Below are 19,307 nucleotides of genomic sequence, written 5' to 3'. Positions count from 1 at the left end.
TCCGCCATGTCCGCGCCCTTCATCCTCCGGCCGATCGCAACGACGCTGATGATCGTCGCGGTCGTGCTGCTGGGCATGCTCGGCTATCGTGAGCTGCCGATCGCGCCGCTGCCGAATGTCGACTTTCCCACCATCCAGGTGGTGACGCGCTATCCCGGCGCTTCGGCAACCGTCGTCGCAACCTCGATCACCGCGCCGCTGGAGCATTATTTCGGCACGATCTCAGGGCTGACCGACATGAGCTCGACCAGCTCCTACGGCTACAGCCAGATCACGCTGCAGTTCGACCTCTCGCGCAAGATCGACGCGGCCGCGCAGGACGTGCAGGCGCGCATCAATGCGGCCGCGGGCTGGATTCCGGTCGAGCAGCTGCCGAGCCCGCCGACCTATCGCATGGTCAATCCGGCCGATACGCCGGTGCTGATCCTGGCGCTGACCTCGAAGACGATGGCGCTGCACGAGGCGAATGATCACGCCGCGACCATTCTGGTGCCGAAGCTGTCGCAGATTCCGGGCGTCGGCGCCGTCAGCATCGAGGGCGGGCAGACCCGCGCGGTGCGCCTGCAAATGAACCCGACCCGGCTGGCCGGGCTCGGCCTCTCGCTCGACGACGTCCGCCGCGGCATCGCCGCGACCACCGCAGACAATCCCAAGGGCTCGCTCGATGGTCCGAGGCAGGCGTTTCACGTCGACACCAACGACCAGCTCTTTACGGCGGAGGCTTATCAGGACGCGGTGATCGCCTATCGCAACGGCGCGCCGGTGCTGCTGCGCGATGTCGGCACCGCCATCGACAGTGTCGAGGATTCCGAGCAGGCGGCCTGGTTCCAGGGCGAGCGCGCCGTGCTGCTGGACATCCAGCGCCAGCCCGGCGCCAACACGATCGAGGTCGTGGACGCGATCAAGAGCGTCTTGCCGAAGCTGCAGGATTCCTTGCCCGCAGCGCTGAAGATCTCCGTCGTCAGCGACCGCACCACGACGATCCGCGCCGCAATCCACGACGTGCAGTTCACGCTGGTGCTGACCGTCGCACTGGTGGTGCTTGTCATCTTCATCTTTCTGCGCAAGCTGTGGGCGACGGTGATCCCGAGCGTCACGCTGCCGGTGTCGCTGATCGCGACCTTCGGCGTCATGGCGCTGTGCGGCTTCAGCCTCGACAATCTTTCGCTGATGGCGCTGACGATTGCGTCAGGCTTCGTTGTCGACGACGCCATCGTGATGATCGAGAACATCGCGCGCTATGTCGAGGACGGGGAGGAGCCGCTGCAAGCAGCCTTGAAGGGCGCGCGGCAGATCGGCTTCACCATCGTCTCGCTGACGATCTCGCTGATCGCCGTGTTCATCCCTCTGTTGCTGATGGGCGGCGTGGTCGGCCGGCTGTTCCGGGAATTCGCCATCACGCTGTCCATTGCCGTCGTCATCTCAGGCCTCGTCTCGCTGACCCTGACCCCGATGATGTGCGCACAGCTGTTGCGACGCGAGGACCCCGATGCACGTCACGGCTTGCTGTACCGGATCAGCGAGCGCGGCTTCGACGCCTCCGCTGGCTTTTATCTCTGGGGGCTCGATTGGGTGCTGCGGCACCGTGGCCTCACGCTGGTCTTCACCGTGCTCACGCTGGTCGCGACAGGAATGCTGTACGTCGCGATCCCCAAGGGCTTCTTGCCCCTGCAGGACACGGGTCTTCTGATCGGCACCACCGATGCGGCCCAGGACATCTCCTTTGCGGCGATGGCCGAGCGGCAGCAACAGCTCGCCGCCGTGATCGCGCGCGATGGCGACGTCGTCACCGTCGGCAGCTTCGTCGGCATCGGCTCGGTCAACACGACCTTGAACAGCGGCCGGCTCTATATCGATATCGGCAGCCCCGACGCGCGGAAATCGTCCGCGGCGGCCGTGATGGCGCGGCTGCAACATGCTGTCGAGGGCGTTCACGGCATCACGCTGCATTTGCAGCCGGCGCAGGACCTTCAGATCGAGTCGCGCGTCGCACGCACGCAATACCAATATGCGCTGCAGGATCTCGACGAGGACGAGCTCCGGCTCTGGAGCCGCCGCCTGGTCGACGGCTTACGCAAGCGCCCTGAGCTCGCCGACGTCGCCGACGATCGCCAGGACGAAGGCCTGCAGATGTCCGTCACCATCGACCGCCAGCTCGCGGCGAGCTACGGCGTCAGCCTCAACACGATCGACCAGACGCTGTATGACGCCTTCGGCCAGCGCCAGATCGCAACGGTATTCGGACCGCTGACGCAGTACCACGTGATCATCGAGGTCGATCCGGCGCTGCGCAACGATCCTGATATCCTCGGCAAGATCTATCTGACTGCGGCCGCGGCCCAGGCCAGCACCATCGATCAGCAGACCGGCGGCTTCAGCGGCGCCTTCAGCAAGGCCTCCGCGCCGGTGCCGCTGTCGGCTTTCGCGCGGATCGAGCGGCAGCACGCCCCACTATTGATCTCGCACCAGGGCCTGTTTCCCGCCACGACGATTTCCTTCAACCTGGCCGACGGCGTGTCGCTGAGCCAGGCGACGGAGGCGCTGCGCAAGACCGAGCGCGACATCGGACTGCCGGATGCGGTCACGACCAAGCTGATCGGCACCGCCGCCGAGTTCGCCAACTCGCTCAGCGACGAGAAGTGGCTGCTGCTGGCCGCGATCGTGACCGTCTACCTGATCCTCGGCATGCTCTATGAGAGCTACATCCATCCGATCACGATCCTGTCGACATTGCCGTCGGCCGGCATCGGCGCATTGCTGGCGCTGATGCTGTACCGGCAGGATCTCAATCTGATCTCGCTGATCGGCATCATCCTCCTGATCGGCATCGTCAAGAAGAACGCCATCATGATGGTGGACTTCGCGCTCGCGGCCGAGCGCGAGGAGGGCGCGTCCTCGTTCGACGCGATCAGGCAGGCCTGCATCCTCCGTTTCCGTCCGATCATGATGACGACGATGGCGGCGCTGTTCGGCGCGCTGCCGCTGGCGATCGGCGCGGGCACGGGCTCGGAGCTGCGCCAGCCGCTCGGCATTTCCATCGTGGGCGGACTGATCGTCTCCCAGATCCTCACGCTCTATACGACGCCCGTTGTCTATCTGGCATTTGCCTCGCTGCGCACCCGGTTCGGATGGCGTTCCGCACCCGCCGATAGTCCGGCGGCGCTGCCGCAGGCGGAGCGGCCGGTGCCGTGAGCATCACCGCACAATTCGTGCTGCGGCCGGTGGCGACGACGCTGCTGATGATCGGCGTGTTCCTGCTCGGCTGCGTCGCCTATTTCCGCCTGCCGATCGCCTCCGTGCCGGCGGTGGAGCGGCCTACGATCGGGATCTACGCACCGTTCCCCGGCGCCAGCCCGGCAACGGTTGCGAATGCGCTGTCGCAGCCGCTCGAGACCACGCTCGCGCTGATCCCCGGCGTCACCGAAATCACCTCGTTCAGCGCCATGGGCGGCACCAGCATCACGGTGCAGTTCGAGCTCTCGGTCGACCTCGACGCCGCCGCCGGCGCGGTCCAGGCCGCTATCAACGCGGCGGGTCCCAACCTGCCGAAGGGACCGTGGCCGCCGACCTATTGGAAGGCGAACCCGGCGGGCGCTGCAGTCGTGGCACTCGCCTTGACCAGCGACGTGTTCACGCCGGGCGAAGTGTACAGTCTCGCCGACGGCGTGATCTCGCCAAAACTGTCGCAGCTTCCGGGCGTCGCGCGCATCGTCGTCAGCGGCGCCGAGCGAAGCGCGGTGCGCGTCCAGGCGTCACCGGCCCGGCTCGCCGCGATGAACCTGTCGCTGGAAGCGGCGCGCATCGCGGTCCTCAATGCATCGCAGAACCTGCCGAAGGGCGCCGTGTCGGTCGACGGTCAGCGCCTGACCATCGAGGCCAACGACCAGTTGCTTCAGGCGTCCGACTATCGCGACATCGTGCTGGCCTGGCGCAACGGCGCCCCTGTCAAACTCGGCGACGTCGCATCGGTCACCGACAGCGTCATCAACAATCGCCTTGCCGGATGGTACGGCACCGAGCGCGGCATCGTCCTGTTCGTCTACAAGCAATCGGACGCCAACATCGTCGAGACCGTCGATGCCATCAAGGCCGAGCTGCCGGAAATCCAGCGCTGGCTGCCGCCCGGCATCAAGCTGCACACGGTCTACGACCGCACCACGCTGATCCGGGCCGCCGTGAACGACGTCAAGCTCACGCTGGTGATCGCATCAGTGCTGGTCGTGCTGGTCATCGCGCTGTTCCTGCGGCGGTTCTGGGCGACCGTGATCCCGAGCGTCACCATTCCAGTCTCGCTGGCCGCGACCCTGTTCGTGATGAGCCTGTGCGGCTTCAGCCTCGACAATCTGTCGCTGATGGCGCTGACCATCGCCGCCGGCTTCGTCGTGGACGACGCCATCGTCATGATCGAGAACATCATCCGCCGCATGTCCGAGGGCGAGCCGGCGCTGCAGGCTGCCATCAACGGCGCGCGACAGATGGCGTTCACGGTCGTTGCCATTACCGTCGCGTTGATCGCGGCGCTGATCCCGATCCTGTTCATGCCCGACGTGGTCGGGCGCTATTTCCGCGAGTTCGGCGTGACGCTGGTTGTCGCCATCGTATCCTCCGCGGTGATCTCGCTGACGCTGACGCCGATGATGTGCGGTCATCTGCTCGATCGCGGCCGGCGGCGGCTGCACAATCCCGACGCGCTCCCCGAGCGACGCACCTTCTATGCGCGCAGCCTCGACTGGACGCTGCGTCATCGTTTTCTCACCGCCCTTGTGATCACAGCCCTGACCGGGGCCAGCGTCTGGCTCTATCTGCAACTGCCGAAAGGTTTCATGCCGACCCAGGACACCGGCGTGATGTTCGTGCGGACGGTGGCTCCTTCCAACATCTCGTTCCTGTCCATGGAGGACCGGCAGCGCGCCGTCGGCGAGGCGATCCTGCAGGATCCCGCGATATCGGGCCTGACGTCCTTCATCGGCGAGGGCAATGGCAATGCGCTCAGCGTCGGGCAGATGCTGGTTGCGCTCAAGGCGCCCGACGTGCGCAAGCTGTCGATCCAGCAGGTGATCGCGCGCTTGCGCGAGCGCATGGACCGGATCGACGGCGTCCGCGTCTTCTTCGTGCCGCTGCAGGATCTCAATCTCGGCGTTCAGTCCAGCGGCTCGCGTTATCAATATACGCTCTGGGGCATCGACGAGGACGAGGTGATACGCGCCGCGGAAAACATGATCCGCCGCGTCCGCGGCATACCTCAAATCATCGACATCATCCCGAGCTGGGAAACCGGCGGCTTGCAGGCCGGGCTGACCATCGACCGCGTTCGCGCCGCAATGCTCGGCGTCACGCCTGTTGCGATCGACAACACGCTCAATGACGCCTTCGGCCAGAGACAGGTCAATCTGTTGTTCTTGCCGACCAATTATTCGCGCGTGATCTTCGAGGTCGAGCCGCGGGCAGCAACCGGCCCCGAGTCCATCAGCCAGATCTACGTGCCGAGCGCCAGCGGCAAAGCGGTGCCGCTGACGGCCCTGACCCGGCCGCAGCGCGCGCATGCGGCGATGTGGGTCCGTCACAGCGCCCAGTTTCCGGCCGCGACGATCTCGTTCGACATCAAGCCCGGCACCTCGATCGGCGACGCGATCGCCTCGATCCGCAAGGAAGAGCTTGCTGCAAAACTGCCCGACGACATCAAGGCCGAATTCCGCGGCGAGGCCAAGGAAGCGGACAAATCGATCGTCAAGCAGGCGGCGCTGTTCGCGGCAGCGCTGATCACGATCTACCTCGCGCTCGGCATGCTCTACGAAAGCTATGTCCATCCGCTGACGATTCTCTCGACCTTGCCGCCGACCGCCTTCGGCGCACTGGTCGCGCTGTGGGCGACCAAAACGCAGTTCACGCTGGTGACCACCATCGCCTGCATCCTTTTGGTCGGCATGGTGATGAAGAACGCGATCATGATGGTCGACTATGCGCTCGATGCGGAGCGAAATCGCGGCCTCGCTGCGCGCGACGCCATCCTGCTCGCGGCACGGCTGCGGGCGCGCCCCATCACCATGACGATGCTGGCGGCTTTCTTAAGCGCCGTCCCGATCGCGCTCGGCACCGGCCCCGGCTTCGAGATCCGCCAGCCGCTCGGCATCACCATCATGGGCGGCCTGGTCGTCGCCCAGCTGTTCACGCTGTACTCGACGCCGGCGATGTACCTGATCCTGGACGGGCTCCGGCGAAAGAAGATGCGCGCGGGTCAGGACCTCGGAATGGACGGCCAAACTTTCGATGCCGCGCGTCCAGTTGACCAGGTCGGAACCGCGGCGCGCCCTCAGACCTGACGCCTCAGCTTTTCAGCTCGCTCGAACCTGGCGCAGGAATCCGTCAACCGCCATGCGCAGCGTTCCGGCCTGCTGGTCGAGTTCGCGCGCGCCGCGCAACACTTCGGACGCAGCGGAGCCGGTAGCCGTGGCCGCTTTGCTCACCCCGCCGATATGGCTCGTGATCTCGCTCGAGCCCTGCGCGGCGGATTGAATGTTGCGAGCGATCTCCTGCGTCGCCGCGCCTTGTTCTTCCACCGCAGATGAGATCGCGATCGCAATCTCGCTCATCTTGCCAATGGTCCCTGCAATACCATTGATCGCCACGACCGCTTCGCCGGTTGTCGCCTGCATGCTCGACACTTGGGTCGAGATTTCCTCCGTCGCCTTGGCGGTCTGAGTGGCCAGTGCCTTGACCTCGGATGCGACCACCGCGAAGCCCCGGCCGGCATCGCCGGCGCGCGCAGCCTCGATGGTGGCGTTGAGTGCCAGCAAATTGGTCTGCTCGGCAATGTTTTGGATCAGTTGGACGACCGCTCCGATTTTCTCGGCGCCACCCGACAATTGCTGCACCGTCGAATTGGTCTGCTCAGCCTCGCTGACAGCACGGCGCGCGATCTCGCTCGATTGCAGCATTTGGCGTGAGATCTCGGCGACGGAGGCCGAAAGCTCCTCGGCCGCCGCAGCAACGGCTTGTACGTTGCCGAGTGCCTTTTCCGAAGCCTGACCTACGGTAGCCGCGCGCTGGCTGGCGTCGCCGGCAGTCGCCGTCATGGATTCTGCGGCGGTCTGCATTTCACCCGCGGAGAGGCCGACAGCGCGCACCACGCCGTCGACACTGCGTTCGAACCCGTCGGCAAGCGCCGCCATGGCCGCACGGCGATCGGCGATGGCTTGCTGCTGCGCTTCAGCCTCCTTCTGCTCAAGCCCTCGGATACGGATGGCGTTGTCCTTGAACACCTGAACGGTCTCGGCCATCGAGCCGATCTCGTCACGCCGCCCCCCGTTGGAAACCGTTACCTGAAGATCGCCGCTCGCGAGTTTGCGCATGCTGTCTCGCAGCAGCCCGAGTGGAACGGTAATCCCGCGTGCGGTGAGCCAGGCGGCGAGCCCGGTGACGCAGGCAATCACGAGCATCGAGAAGCCCAACGATCGGATGATCGGCCAAAGCTTGGCCTCCAAATCGTCGAGGTAAGCGCCTGTGCCGACGAACACGCTCCATGCCGGAATGCCGGCCGCATACGTCAACTTGCGCGACAGCCGGGTCTCGCCCGTCTTTGTGTGCTCATAGCTCAAGGTGACTTCGCCCTTGGAGGCCACGCCGTCGCGCAACTCGCGAATCAGCTTGCGCCCGCCAGTCACGGCATCCAGCCGATCGGTGCCGATCAGCTTCAAGTCAGGATGCGCCAGCAGCACGCCGTCCATCGTGTACACGAAGAGGTAACCTTCGCCTTTGTCGTAGGTCATGCTTGCCGTGCGCTTGGCAAATTCCTGGATCGCCTGCTCCTTGGTCATCCGACCGGCATCGACCTGCTTCTGGAGCTCCAGCGCGACATTCTTGGCGATATCCACGATCGTGCGCGCTTGCTCAGTCCGGTCGGCCAGGAGCTGGTCGCTCATCAGGCGAGCAGCTTGGAGACCCGCAACCCCCAAGCCCAGCAATGCGAGGACGATAAGCCCGCCCAATTTTGCCGCGATCGGGAGATTGTTGATCAGTTTCATCATTGCGCTCCGGTGCCAGGTTTGTGGCGCGAGAACCAATATGGAGCACTCATTACATCTACGTTAAGGATACGACTTCCACCCTCGAGAGCGATTGAGAATTGGTCCGTCCTCGTGGATAAATCCGCATGAGCGCCGCGTCGCTGTTGTCGCTTTTGTCGGCGGCGCGGGAGACGATGGCCGCAATCGACCGTCCGGAGCGGCCGCAAGCCTCGCGCAATCTCGTGCTGCTGAGGTGGCCATTCGCCATTCATGGGACCGAGCAGCAATGAGCACAGCCGCCGCCTTCTGCGAAGCGGGCCTTGCGCATTTCCAGGCCGGACGGCATCTCGACGCGCGTGCCTGCTACCAGCAGGCCCTCGGAATCGATGCCGAGCATACCGACGCCCAGCATCTCATGGGGCTGCTGCATCTTCAGGCCCGGCAATACAACGACGCCCTGGAATGGATCGTCCGCGCTATCCGGCGCGCCCCCAAGGCGGAATATCTCGCGAGCTTCGCAACCGTGCTGCAGCTGCATGGACGTTGCGACGAAGCACTGGCGGTGCTCGACAAGGCTATCCAGCTTCGGCGTGAGGATGCTGGCCTATGGGGCCAAAGCGGAATTCTGCTCCACAAGCTCGGGCGCAGCGAGGAGGCTCTTGCGCGTCTTGACGAGAGCGTCAGGCTGTTGCCGGACCATGCCCAGACGCTGCGGACGCGTGCATGGGTTCTCTATGGCCTGAAGCGGTACGAGGAGTCCGCGACCGAAGGCGCGCGGGCGCACCGGCTCGACCCCGGTGATGCCGAGATCTGCAACAATCTCGGCCTTGCGCTCAGGCGGCTTCGCCGCAACGAAGAGGCGCTTGTCTGGTTCGAAAAGGCCATCGCGCTGGCGCCGCGCTTTGCCGATGCCTTCGACAACAGACTGGTCGCGCTGTTTCACCTTCATCGCTTCGACGAGCTGTTCGCGCTGTCCGACCGCATGATTTCGCTGGGCTTAAGCAATGAGGTGACCGCGTGGAATGTGTCGCTGGCCCAGCTCCTGACCGGCAATTTCGAAGCCGGCTGGCTCGGGCACCAGACGCGGTCGAAGCTGCCTTCGTCAAAATATCCTCCCTTTCCGCAACCGATGTGGCTTGGTGACGAGAACGTTGAAGGCAAGACGATCCTGATCGCTGCGGACGAGGGATTGGGCGACACCATTCACTTCGCCCGCTACGTCCCGATGCTGGCCGCGCGCGGTGCGCGCGTTCTCCTTGCCGTTCAGGATCCGCTGCATCGGCTGATGTCTGACTTGAGCGGTGCATCTGTCTGCGTGCCGATGTCGGCGACGGGCACGCTGCCTGATTTCGATCTGCACTGCCCGATCTCGAGCCTTCCCCTCGCCTTCAACACCCGTCTCGACACGATCCCGTCCGGACAGTATCTGCCCACTCCGCCGGAGAGCCGCGTTCAGGCCTGGGACAGCAGGCTTGGTCCTCGCACCAGGCTCCGGGTCGGCCTGGTCTGGTCCGGCGATCCTTCGCACGTGAACGACGAGACGCGCTCGATTCCGTTGCGAACGCTGTCGCGCATCCTCGACGTCGATGTCAGCTTTGTCAGCCTGCAAAAGGCGCCGCGGCCGCACGATGCGGCGGTGTTGCGCGAGAGAAGCGACATTCTCGACCTGACCGCAGAACTCACCGACTTCACCGAGACTGCCGCCTTGATCAGCTGTCTCGATCTCGTCATCACGGTCGACACCAGCGTCGCCCATCTCGCCGGCGCCCTTGGTCGACCGACCTGGATCCTGCTGCCATGGACGCCCGACTACCGCTGGCTGCTCGATCGCACCGACAGCCCCTGGTATCCGAGCGTGCGGCTGTTTCGCCAGACCGAGACGCGTGACTATGAGACCGTGCTTGATCGCCTCAGGGACGAATTGCGGGTCCTCGCCGCCGCATTCGGAGGTTGAGTCCCCCGAGAGGCGGCGCACGTCGCCGGCCGGCACATGTTTGTGGCTCCCTTTGCCTGCTCCCTTGGCCTGCTCCCTTGGCCTGCTCCCTTGGCCTGCTCCCTTGGCCTGCTCCCTTGGCCTGCTCCCATCGACATACAGAATTCGTTAACGCAGACGCCCTAGCCTTTGAGCGCTTCCTTAAGTCTTTGGGCAAAATCGCGATACGCTGCCGGACCGTCGATGACAGAAGACCATGCGACCTTGCCGGACGAGGTTCGCGTACGACTCTATGATCAGGCCCTGAATGCCGCGCGCATCGGCGCGTGGGAATGCGTGCTCGAGACCGAGCGCCTGAGCTGGACCCAGGGCGTCTACGACATCTTCGGCTTTCCCGAGAGCAACCCGCTGCGGCGCGCTGACATCGTTGACCTCTACATCGACGAATCCAGGCGCCACATGGAGCTCGCGCGAGCCGAAGTGATCCGGAGCGGCTCGCCTGTGACGCTCGATGCCCAGATCCGAACCTGGCGCGGCGAACGGCGCTGGATGCGCCTCTCGATCAACGCGGTGCACGAGGGCGGCCGGCCGGTGCGGATCTTCGGCTGCAAGCAGGACGTCACCTCCGACCGGCAGGCTCTCGAGAGCATGCGGCAGCAAGCCGAAACCGATCCGCTGACCGGTCTCGCCAATCGTTCGGTTTTTCAGGCCCGCTATCGCGAGGTGGTCAACGACAGCCTAAATCACGGATTCGCCTCGGCGCTGGTGCTGATCGACCTCGATGGCTTCAAGCAGCTCAACGATACATTCGGCCATCTGGCCGGAGACGCATGCCTGTGCGAGGTCGCGCAGCGTTTGCGGCGGGCCTTCCACAATGCCGGCCTGGTCGGCCGGCTCGGTGGCGATGAATTCGCGATCATCCTGCGCGCCCCGAAGGACCCTGCGCGGATCGCACGTGTGTTGCAAAAGACCCTAATGATGCTGAGCCGCCCGCTGTTCTGGAACGGTCTTCGCCTCGAAGTCGGCGCCTCGATCGGAGCTGCCCTGATCGGCCGCCCGCACCGCCGGCCGATCGCCGAACTGTTCGCCGAAGCTGACATCGCGCTCTATGACGCCAAGGCCGCCGGCCGTAACCGGGTCCACCTGATCGGGGACGAGAAGCGGGGCCTGGCGGCTTAGCGCAGATTGAAATGGCGCGCCACGGCCGATGAAGATGGGCACTGCGTGCTCGCTGTTGCGCTATGATGTTGTGGCCTGGGACACGGTCCGGTCGCCAATGGCAGGGCTAGTCTTCGAATTTGCACCAGGGGTCATCGGGCAATCTCCTCCCAGGCCCGGCTCCCATGCCGCCTTCGCCACGGAACGGCATGTACGCAGGGCGCGGGAAGGCGTATAGTTGTCAGGTTCCTTCGCGCGCGATGATCAACATGACGTGGAGGTGGCCAATGAAATATGTACTGCTTGGCAATCTGAGCCCGGAGTGGGCGAGCAGGCAATCGGAACGGATCGGCAAGGCCAAGGCAAGGCTCGACAATCTGGGTATCAAGATCGAGTCGATCCACTACACGCAGGGCTACTACGATTTCGTCGACGTCGTTGATGCCCCGAATGCGGAAGCGGTGCTCGCGTTCTCCGTCTGGTACTCGACCCAAGGTCTAGGGCGGATCCAAAGTATGCCGGCCTTCGACGCAAAGAGCTTCGAAACCGCGATCAAGAACGCAGCGGGCTGAGCGCTTGCTGGCTCACGGAGGCGACGGCCGGGCAGCCGAAACGGCCCGGCCGTTCAAGCTACTTTGACGCAATTGAGATTCCTCGTCATTTTGCAGGGCACCCAACGGCACGATGGTCGTCGGCACCGGTTCCGCCCCAAAGCGCGCCCCACAACTCCGCGCGCCATGACGGCTGCGGAATGCTAATATCGCGGAAGCCGCAGGACCGAAGATTTCGCCGAGGCGATTGAAACACGGTCAAGAAGATGCGCTCGAAGAGGCGCACTCCAAGAACACAATGCCCGACCGTCATTGCGGATCGTCGGTGGGAGATGGAGGACGCGATGGCGTGGCGTGACGACAAGGCCCGGGCAACTCTGATCCGCGAGGCGGCAGGAAGCGTGCAGCCGGGAAAGGCCCCCCGAAGCTTTGCCGAGCTTTTGTTCGCCTTCACCAATGTCGAGGATCTCGCCAGTCACGATGCCTCCTCGCTTGCCTTCCTGGCGGAGCAAGCCTGGGAGCATGTGCAGCGGCGCACGGCGGGGCGTGCCGATATCCGCGTCGTCAATCCGCTGATGCCGGACGGGCGCGAGATCTCAGTGCTCGAAATCCTCAACGACAACATGCCCTTCCTGTTCGATTCCACCATGGCGGAGCTCACCGAGCAGGGCATCGAAGTCACCCTCGTCGCTCACCCCATCATCGCGGTGGAGCGCGATGAGCAGGGCAAGCTCCTGCGCTTCTACGGCGAGGCACTGCCGGAAGGGGAAAAGGGCGCGCGAGAGAGCCTGATTCATCTCCACATCACCCGCCTGGACGCCGACGCGGACCGCGAGAGGCTGATTGACGGCCTGACCAGGACGCTCGGCGACGTGCGCGCCTGCGTCGCGGACTGGCGCGCCATGCGCGACCGCGTCGAGGACGCGGTCAAGACGTTCTCGTCCAATCCGCCGCCGCTGCCGATCGACGAGGTCGCCGAAGCCAACCAGTTCCTGCAATGGCTGTGCGCGGACAATTTCACCTTTCTCGGCGTGCGCGAATATCGCTTCCTGCCAGGGCGGGATGCGTCGGACGACATCACGACCGGCGAGGGCCTCGGTATCCTCCGCGATCCCGACGTAAAGGTCCTGCGCCGCGGCAGCGAAATGGTGGTGATGACGTCGGAGATTCGCGAGTTCATGCGCGAGCCGACCCTGCTCATTGTCATCAAGGCCAATGTGAGCAGCCGCGTTCATCGCCGCATCCGGATGGATTACGTCGGCATCAAGCTCTATACGCCCGACGGCCGGCTCGAGGGTGAATTGCGAGTCGTCGGTCTGTTCACCTCGGGTGCCTATACGCGCTCGGCACGACAGATCCCCTATGTTCGCCACAAGGTATCGCGGGTGCTCCAGCGCGCCGGCTTCGACCCGAACAGCCATTCGGGCAAAGCTCTCCAGCATATTCTCGAGGAATACCCACGCGACGAACTTTTCCAGATCGACGTCGATACCCTCTTCAATTTCGTCATGGAGATCCTGATTCTCTATGAGCGTCCCCGCGTCCGGGCGCTGGCGCGGGTCGACAAGTTCGATCGCTTCGTCTCCATCCTCACCTTCATTCCGCGCGATAAATACGACACCGACGTCCGTACGCGTGTCGGAGCCTTCCTGGCGCAGGCCTACAAGGGGACCCTGTCCGCTTCCTACGTCTCGTTCCCGGAAGGCGCCCTGGCGCGAGTCCAATTCATCATCGGACGCTATGAAGGTAAGACTCCCGCCGTCGAGCGCGCCACGCTTGAAGCCGGGATCAGCGCCATTGCCGCGACCTGGGCCGACAAGCTGAAGGCGGCGCTGGCTGCGTCGACCGACGGCATGCGGGCGCGCATGCTCGCAAATCGCTACGCTCAGGCCTTCAGCGGCGGCTATACCGAGGCTTCCACGGCCGAACAGGCGGTCGCCGACATCGCCACTATCGAGAAGCTCACACCAGCCCGCCCGGTGACGATTTCGGTTCACCGCTTCGAGAAGGACGATCCCAGGCGCTTCGGCCTCAGGGTGTTTTCGGATGCCGCGCCTCTATCGCTGTCCTACCGCGTGCCCGTGATCGAAAATCACGGCCTGCGCGTGGTCAACGAACGCACCTATCAGATCGTGCCCGGCAACAGGCCCGAGCCGGTCTGGCTGCACGACATGACGATTGAGACCAGCGACGGCCAGCCGATCGAGATCAGCCGGGACTTCAGCCATCGCCTGGAGGCCTCGATCATGGCTGTTGTCACCGACCGCGCCGAATCCGACGGATACAATGCCTTGATCCTGCGCACTGCGCTCGGCTGGCGGGAAGTCTCGTCTATCCGGGCGCTGTCGCGTTATCTGCACCAGATTCGCACGCCGTTCACCCAGGATTACATGTGGGAGACGGTGCGCAAGAACGCCGCCATCACGGCGAACCTCGTCGCGCTGTTCCAGACGCGCCTTGATCCGCGCCTTGTCCTGACCGATCGCGAGCGTTCGGCGCGCGAGATAACTCTCGTTGCCGAGATCGAGGAGCAGCTCAAATCCGTCGCCTCGCTCGATGAAGACCGCATCCTGCGCCGTTTCACCAATCTGGTGCAATCGACCATCCGCACCAATTTGTGGCAGCTCGGCCCGGATGGACATCCGCGCCCGGTGATCTCCTTCAAGTTCGACGCGCGCAAGATCGACGATTTGCCGGCGCCGCGACCGCTCTACGAAATCTTCGTCTATTCACCGCGCGTCGAAGGCATTCACCTGCGCTTCGGCAAGGTTGCGCGCGGTGGCTTGCGCTGGTCCGATCGGCCGCAGGATTTCCGTACAGAGATCCTCGGCCTCGTGAAAGCGCAGCAAGTCAAGAACGCCGTGATCGTGCCGGTCGGCGCCAAGGGCGGCTTCGTGCCCAAGCACCTGCCGCCGCCCTCCGATCGCGAGGCGTGGCTCGCGGAGGGCACCGAAGCCTATCGCATCTTCGTGCGCTCGCTGCTCGAACTCACCGACAATCTTGACGGCGACATCGTGGTGCCGCCCGACCTGACCATGCGGCACGACGGCGACGATCCCTATCTGGTCGTCGCCGCCGACAAGGGCACCGCCACCTTCTCCGACGTCGCCAATGCGATCTCGGCCGAGAACAACCATTGGCTCGGCGATGCCTTCGCCTCCGGCGGCAGCCAGGGCTACGACCACAAGAAGATGGGGATCACGGCGCGCGGCGCCTGGGAGGCGGTCAAGCGCCACTTCCGCGAGCTCGGCACCGACATTCAGACCATGCCGTTCACCGTGGTCGGCGTCGGCGACATGTCCGGCGACGTCTTCGGCAACGGCATGCTGCTCTCGCCGGCGACGAAGCTCGTTGCGGCGTTCGATCACCGCGACATCTTCATCGATCCATCCCCCGACCCCGCGACCAGCTTCGCTGAGCGCAAGCGCCTGTTCGACCTGCCGCGATCGAGCTGGCAGGACTACGACAAATCGCTGATCTCGGAAGGAGGTGGCGTGTTCTCGCGCTCGCTCAAGGCGATCCCGCTCGCGCCGGAAGTGCGCAGCCTGCTCGATCTCGACAAGGAGCAGGCAACGCCCTTCGAGGTGATGACGGCGATCCTGAAGGCGCGCGCCGACCTCTTGTGGTTCGGCGGCATCGGCACCTACATCCGCGCGTCGACGGAAAGCGACGATCAGGCCGGCGACCGCGCCAACGATCCGATCCGCATCACCGGGACCGAGGTTCGCGCCAAGGTCATCGGCGAAGGTGCCAATCTCGGCGTCACCCAGCGCGGCCGCATCGAAGCGGCGCAGAAGGGCGTCAAGCTCAACACCGACGCCATCGACAATTCGGCCGGCGTGAACACGTCCGACGTCGAGGTCAACATCAAGATCGCGCTGGCACGCCCCGAACGCGAGGGACGCCTCAGCTTCGCCGACCGCAACAACCTGCTTGCCGCAATGACCGACGAGGTCGGCACGCTGGTGCTGCGCAACAACTATCTGCAGACGCTGGCGCTCTCGCTCGCCGAACGCAAGGGCATGGCTGAGACCGGCTTCCTCACCCGCCTGATGCAGTCGCTCGAGCAGCGCGGCCTGCTCAGCCGTGCCGTCGAATTCCTGCCCGACGACGCCGCGATCGCTGAGCGCACGCGGCGCGGCCAGGCCCTGACACGGCCCGAGCTTGCAGTGCTGCTCGCCTACGCCAAGCTGACGCTCTACGAGGACCTGCTCGTCACGGGCGTGCCTGATGATCCCTATCTCGCCCGCAGACTGTCCCTGTATTTTCCGCGCGAAGTTCTCGATAAATTCCCGACCGCGGTCGAGCTCCATCGCCTGCGACGCGAGATCATCGCGACCAGTCTCGTCAATGCCGTGATCAATCGCGGCGGCCCAGCCTGCATCGTGCGCCTGACCGACGAAACCGACGCCGATGTCTCGACCATCGTCATGGCGCAGGTTGCGGTGGACGCGATCTACGAGCTCAGGCGGCTCAACGACGGGATCGACGCGCTCGACACCCTCATCGACGGGCAGTTGCAGCTCAGCCTCTACGCGGCGATCCAGGATCTGCTGCTCTCCCGCATGGTCTGGTATGTGCGCAACGTCGATTTCAAGGATGGGCTGAGCGCAATCATCGCCCGGTTTGGCCCTGCCGTCCGCGACGTTGCAGCCTCGCTCGACGACGCCCTGCCGCCGGACATGCAGGCCGCGCGAGCCAAGCGCCGGCAGGAGCTGACCGATGCCGGCGTCCCGAGCGGACTCGCCGGAGATCTTGCCGACCTCGATGCCCTGCACTCGGCGCCTGATATCGTGACCGTCGCCGAGGGTACCGGTCGCAGCATCGGCGATGCCGCAGCGACGTTCTTTGCCGCCGAGGCCAATTTCCGTCTCGACCGCATCACCGCCGCTGCGCGCAACGTGCCGGCAAGCGATCATTTCGAACGCCTCGCCATCGACCGTGCCGTCGACCTGATCGCAGCTGCCGAAAGACGACTGGCCGCAGACATGCTGACCATCGGCCAATCCGGTCAGCAGGCTGCCGAGACGTGGCTTGTGGCTCATCCTGAAGCCACGCGCATCCGCCGAGCGGTCGAGGAGATTGCCGCTGGTGGCCTGACGCTTGCCAAGCTGATGGTGGCGGCCAACTTGCTGAGCGACCTGGTCAAAGGCTGACGGGCGCACGGCTGCACGAGCGAATCTGGAATGCAATGTCAGGTGAATGGTTGTCAGCCAGCGAATGGAGGGACCCGATGATCCACGCGACTTGCCATACCGCCGACAACATCCGCTGCCTCGAGTTCGATGCTACGCCCTGGTTCAGCGAGGCTGACGTTCCGAGCATTGTCGATTTGGCCCAACGAGGCTGGGCCAGCACGGCGATTGTCGACTCCCTCGAGCGCCGACGCGGATACGAAGGCCTGCATGATCTCGTTGAATATGCGGCGAAGCGACTGCAACCCGACAAGATCGAGGACCCGGCCTGGGAAACGTTCGAGTGCGTCGTCAACGGACCCGAAGCCGTGGCCTGGCTCGAGAAAAACCGGCCGAACGTCGCGGCAAGAATTCCGAACCAGAGCCGTGGTCAACGCTAGGAGAGGGCCTCGCAACGAATGGCCAAAAATGGCGCGCCCGGAACGATTCGAACGTCCGACCCTCAGATTCGTAGTCTGATGCTCTATCCAGCTGAGCTACGGGCGCGTTTTTCGCTGCTCGTGCGGGCCAGGCCCGCACGCAGCCTCCGGACAGCGCCGGAGGGGTGCGAAGAGCGCTCTGACTAACTGCTCTTGCCGGCGTTGGCAAGGTCTGGGAGGGAGAGATTTTGGCGTATTTTCGTGCCTATCTCCGTCATTCCGGGGCGACGCGAAGCGGCGAGCCCGGAATCCATTGCGCCTCAGCGTATGCGGCCCGATGGATTCCGGGCTCGCGACTTCGTCGCGCCCCGGAATGACGGATGAGGGGTTGGCCCCCTGGCAGCTCAGTCGGCCTTTGGCCGACCTACGCCCGCTGCCGCTCGCTGCGGATGGAGAGGAGTTCCACCGGGCGGTCGGGGATGACGATCCGGAAGGTGGCGCCGATGGTGCCTTCGACGAGGTGGATGTCGCCGCCATGGGCACGGACGAGCTCAGCGGCGATGGCGAGGCCCAGCCCGCTGCCGCCGGGGCGGCCGGAGGTCTGGAAGGCCTCGAACAGGTGTTCCCGGGTCTTCTGGGGTACGCCGGGGCCGGTATCGGACACCTCGAGGATGGCGACGGCGCCCTCGCGTTTGCCGGTGATCCGGATCTGCTGCGGGCCGCCGTCGCCGGAGGCATGGCTCTCCAGCGCCTGGGCGGCGTTGCGCACGAGGTTGAGCAGCACGCGAAACAGCTGGTCGGGATCGGCGTCGACCGAAAGGCCGCGCTCGATCGCGGCGACCCAGGCGATCGTGGCGTCGTTGGCAAGACCGGCGGTCTCGCGCACCTCGAGCACGACGGGCTCGACCAGCAACATGCGGCGGTCGGGCGCGGCCTCCTGGGCGCGGCCATAGGATAGCGTCGACTGGCAGAACGCGATGGCGCGTTCGAGCGAGCGCACCAGCTTCGGCGCGAAGCGCTGCACCCGGGGATCGGGCACGCTGGCGAGCTGATCCGACAAGAGCTGCGCCGAAGCCAGCAGGTTGCGCAGATCATGGTTGATCTTGGAGACGGCAAGACCGAGCGCGGCGAGCCGGCTCTTCTGATGCAGCATCGACATCAGGTCGCGCTGCATGTCGGACAATTCGCGCTCGGCGACGCCGATCTCGTCGCTGCGCTGGCTCGGCACGATGATCCGGGCCGAGCTTTCCGGATTCTCGTGGAAGCCGACCAGGCTCGCGGTCAGCCGCCGCATCGGCCGCACGAAGAGATAGTGCAGGGCGAGATAGACGAGACCCGCGGTCAAAACACCGATGATCAGCGCGACCACCACGACGTTGCGGGAGAAGCGGTACATCGACTGCCGCAGCGGCAATTCGTCGGTCACGATCTCGACGAACTGGGCATTGCCGACACCGGGACCGACGATGCGGATCGGCTGGTTGCCGGTCTCAAGCATCATCTGGAACGAGCCGGTGATCGCCTCCCACACGGTCATGTCGCGCAAATCGACGTCATGCTCGATCGCGGACGGCAGATTGTCGCTGGCAAGCAGCCGGCGCTGCTGGCCCATCTTGATCGCGACGGCGCGCGCATTGATGCTTTTGAGGATTTCCCGCGACAGCGAGTCCGGCACCATGCCAAGCGGCGCCGCGTCGAGCACCAGTGCCGCGGTGTTGGCCGCCGCAACGCGGTCGTTGAGGCGGTTGACCCAGAAGTTGGCGATCGCGGGGACGTAAAGCAGCACGGCTGCGATCATGACCAGGGGGACGGTCAGCAGCAGCAGCTTGCCCGATAGCCCAAGCCCGCCCGGGCCACGGGACCGCGTCGCCGGCGAACCCGGCTGGTCCTCTGGCCGATCCAGATCTCGATCCAGGCTTTGATCCGGATTCTGGGCCGGCTGCTGAAGGTCCGTCGCTTCCACGAAGTTCGCCCCTGCTGGCCTTCTGAGAGCTTGGTGATGGAGGATGCGACCGCCCCCCGGGGCGGTCAAATTACAGATCGCTAATCTGCCAAGGTGGGATGTAGGCGCTGATATCGCTATCCGCCACCTCAAGGGTTAAAAACCC

General features: G+C 64.8%; 10 protein-coding genes and 1 tRNA gene. 8 read left to right on the top strand and 3 right to left on the bottom strand.

Translation table 11 applies throughout. The features are described 5' to 3' along the window. Positions 1 to 6: 6 nt before the first annotated feature. Positions 7 to 3,192, top strand: coding sequence for an efflux RND transporter permease subunit (locus XH80_RS41140; RefSeq protein ID WP_271603553.1), 3,186 nt, complete (start codon positions 7 to 9; stop codon positions 3,190 to 3,192). After that, positions 3,189 to 6,320 carry an efflux RND transporter permease subunit gene (locus tag XH80_RS41135; protein ID WP_271603552.1) on the top strand — a complete coding sequence of 1,044 codons (3,132 nt, stop codon included), beginning with the start codon at positions 3,189 to 3,191 and terminating at the stop codon, positions 6,318 to 6,320. Before XH80_RS41140 ends, XH80_RS41135 begins: the two co-directional genes overlap by 4 nt. A 12-nt stretch (positions 6,321 to 6,332) precedes the next feature. On the opposite strand, the gene XH80_RS41130 is transcribed toward XH80_RS41135, so the two are convergent. Beyond that, complete coding sequence (locus XH80_RS41130) at positions 6,333 to 8,021, bottom strand: methyl-accepting chemotaxis protein (RefSeq protein ID WP_271603551.1); 1,689 nt, start codon at positions 8,019 to 8,021, stop codon at positions 6,333 to 6,335. A gap of 128 nt (positions 8,022 to 8,149) precedes the next feature. Between XH80_RS41130 and XH80_RS41125 the strand changes: the two genes are divergently transcribed. The 6 genes from XH80_RS41125 to XH80_RS41100 all read left to right on the top strand — a co-directional run bounded on the left by XH80_RS41125 (position 8,150) and on the right by XH80_RS41100 (position 17,220). Then, positions 8,150 to 8,293, top strand: coding sequence for a hypothetical protein (locus tag XH80_RS41125; RefSeq protein WP_271603550.1), 144 nt, complete (start codon positions 8,150 to 8,152; stop codon positions 8,291 to 8,293). Further along, positions 8,290 to 9,957: a tetratricopeptide repeat-containing glycosyltransferase family protein gene (locus tag XH80_RS41120; protein WP_271603549.1), complete on the top strand. Its 1,668-nt coding sequence runs from the start codon at positions 8,290 to 8,292 to the stop codon at positions 9,955 to 9,957. Before XH80_RS41125 ends, XH80_RS41120 begins: the two co-directional genes overlap by 4 nt. Positions 9,958 to 10,179: 222 nt before the next feature. Continuing rightward, on the top strand, positions 10,180 to 11,115 hold the full coding sequence (locus XH80_RS41115; protein WP_271603548.1) for a sensor domain-containing diguanylate cyclase: 936 nt from the start codon (positions 10,180 to 10,182) through the stop codon (positions 11,113 to 11,115). 266 nt (positions 11,116 to 11,381) lie between these two features. Beyond that, entirely contained in the window at positions 11,382 to 11,666 is a 285-nt protein-coding gene (locus XH80_RS41110) for a GYD domain-containing protein (protein ID WP_271603547.1), read from the top strand. Positions 11,667 to 11,977: 311 nt separating this feature from the next. Continuing rightward, positions 11,978 to 16,801: an NAD-glutamate dehydrogenase gene (locus XH80_RS41105; protein ID WP_271603546.1), complete on the top strand. Its 4,824-nt coding sequence runs from the start codon at positions 11,978 to 11,980 to the stop codon at positions 16,799 to 16,801. Between the two features lie 35 nt (positions 16,802 to 16,836). Next, complete coding sequence (locus XH80_RS41100; protein ID WP_271603545.1) at positions 16,837 to 17,220, top strand: hypothetical protein; 384 nt, start codon at positions 16,837 to 16,839, stop codon at positions 17,218 to 17,220. A 29-nt stretch (positions 17,221 to 17,249) separates the two neighbouring features. Here the strand turns inward: XH80_RS41100 and XH80_RS41095 are convergent. Both XH80_RS41095 and XH80_RS41090 read right to left on the bottom strand, forming a co-directional pair. Further along, a tRNA-Arg gene (locus XH80_RS41095) sits at positions 17,250 to 17,326 on the bottom strand. A 297-nt stretch (positions 17,327 to 17,623) separates the two neighbouring features. Beyond that, positions 17,624 to 19,162, bottom strand: coding sequence for a sensor histidine kinase (locus XH80_RS41090; protein ID WP_083514284.1), 1,539 nt, complete (start codon positions 19,160 to 19,162; stop codon positions 17,624 to 17,626). Positions 19,163 to 19,307: the final 145 nt, after the last annotated feature.

Source organism: Bradyrhizobium sp. CCBAU 45384, assembly GCF_028128665.1.
Classification (GTDB): Bacteria; Pseudomonadota; Alphaproteobacteria; order Rhizobiales; family Xanthobacteraceae; genus Bradyrhizobium; species Bradyrhizobium manausense.
Note: the sequence above shows the minus strand (reverse complement) of the source record. Positions and strands in the feature narration are given on the sequence as shown.

Coding starts and splice junctions, on each gene's coding strand:
- XH80_RS41120 (WP_271603549.1), top strand. CDS start 8,290: ATGAGCACAGCCGCCGCCTTCTGCGAAGCGGGCCTTGCGCATTTCCAG.
- XH80_RS41105 (WP_271603546.1), top strand. CDS start 11,978: ATGGAGGACGCGATGGCGTGGCGTGACGACAAGGCCCGGGCAACTCTG.
- XH80_RS41125 (WP_271603550.1), top strand. CDS start 8,150: ATGAGCGCCGCGTCGCTGTTGTCGCTTTTGTCGGCGGCGCGGGAGACG.
- XH80_RS41140 (WP_271603553.1), top strand. CDS start 7: ATGTCCGCGCCCTTCATCCTCCGGCCGATCGCAACGACGCTGATGATC.
- XH80_RS41115 (WP_271603548.1), top strand. CDS start 10,180: ATGACAGAAGACCATGCGACCTTGCCGGACGAGGTTCGCGTACGACTC.
- XH80_RS41110 (WP_271603547.1), top strand. CDS start 11,382: ATGAAATATGTACTGCTTGGCAATCTGAGCCCGGAGTGGGCGAGCAGG.
- XH80_RS41130 (WP_271603551.1), bottom strand. CDS start 8,021: ATGAAACTGATCAACAATCTCCCGATCGCGGCAAAATTGGGCGGGCTT.
- XH80_RS41100 (WP_271603545.1), top strand. CDS start 16,837: ATGTCAGGTGAATGGTTGTCAGCCAGCGAATGGAGGGACCCGATGATC.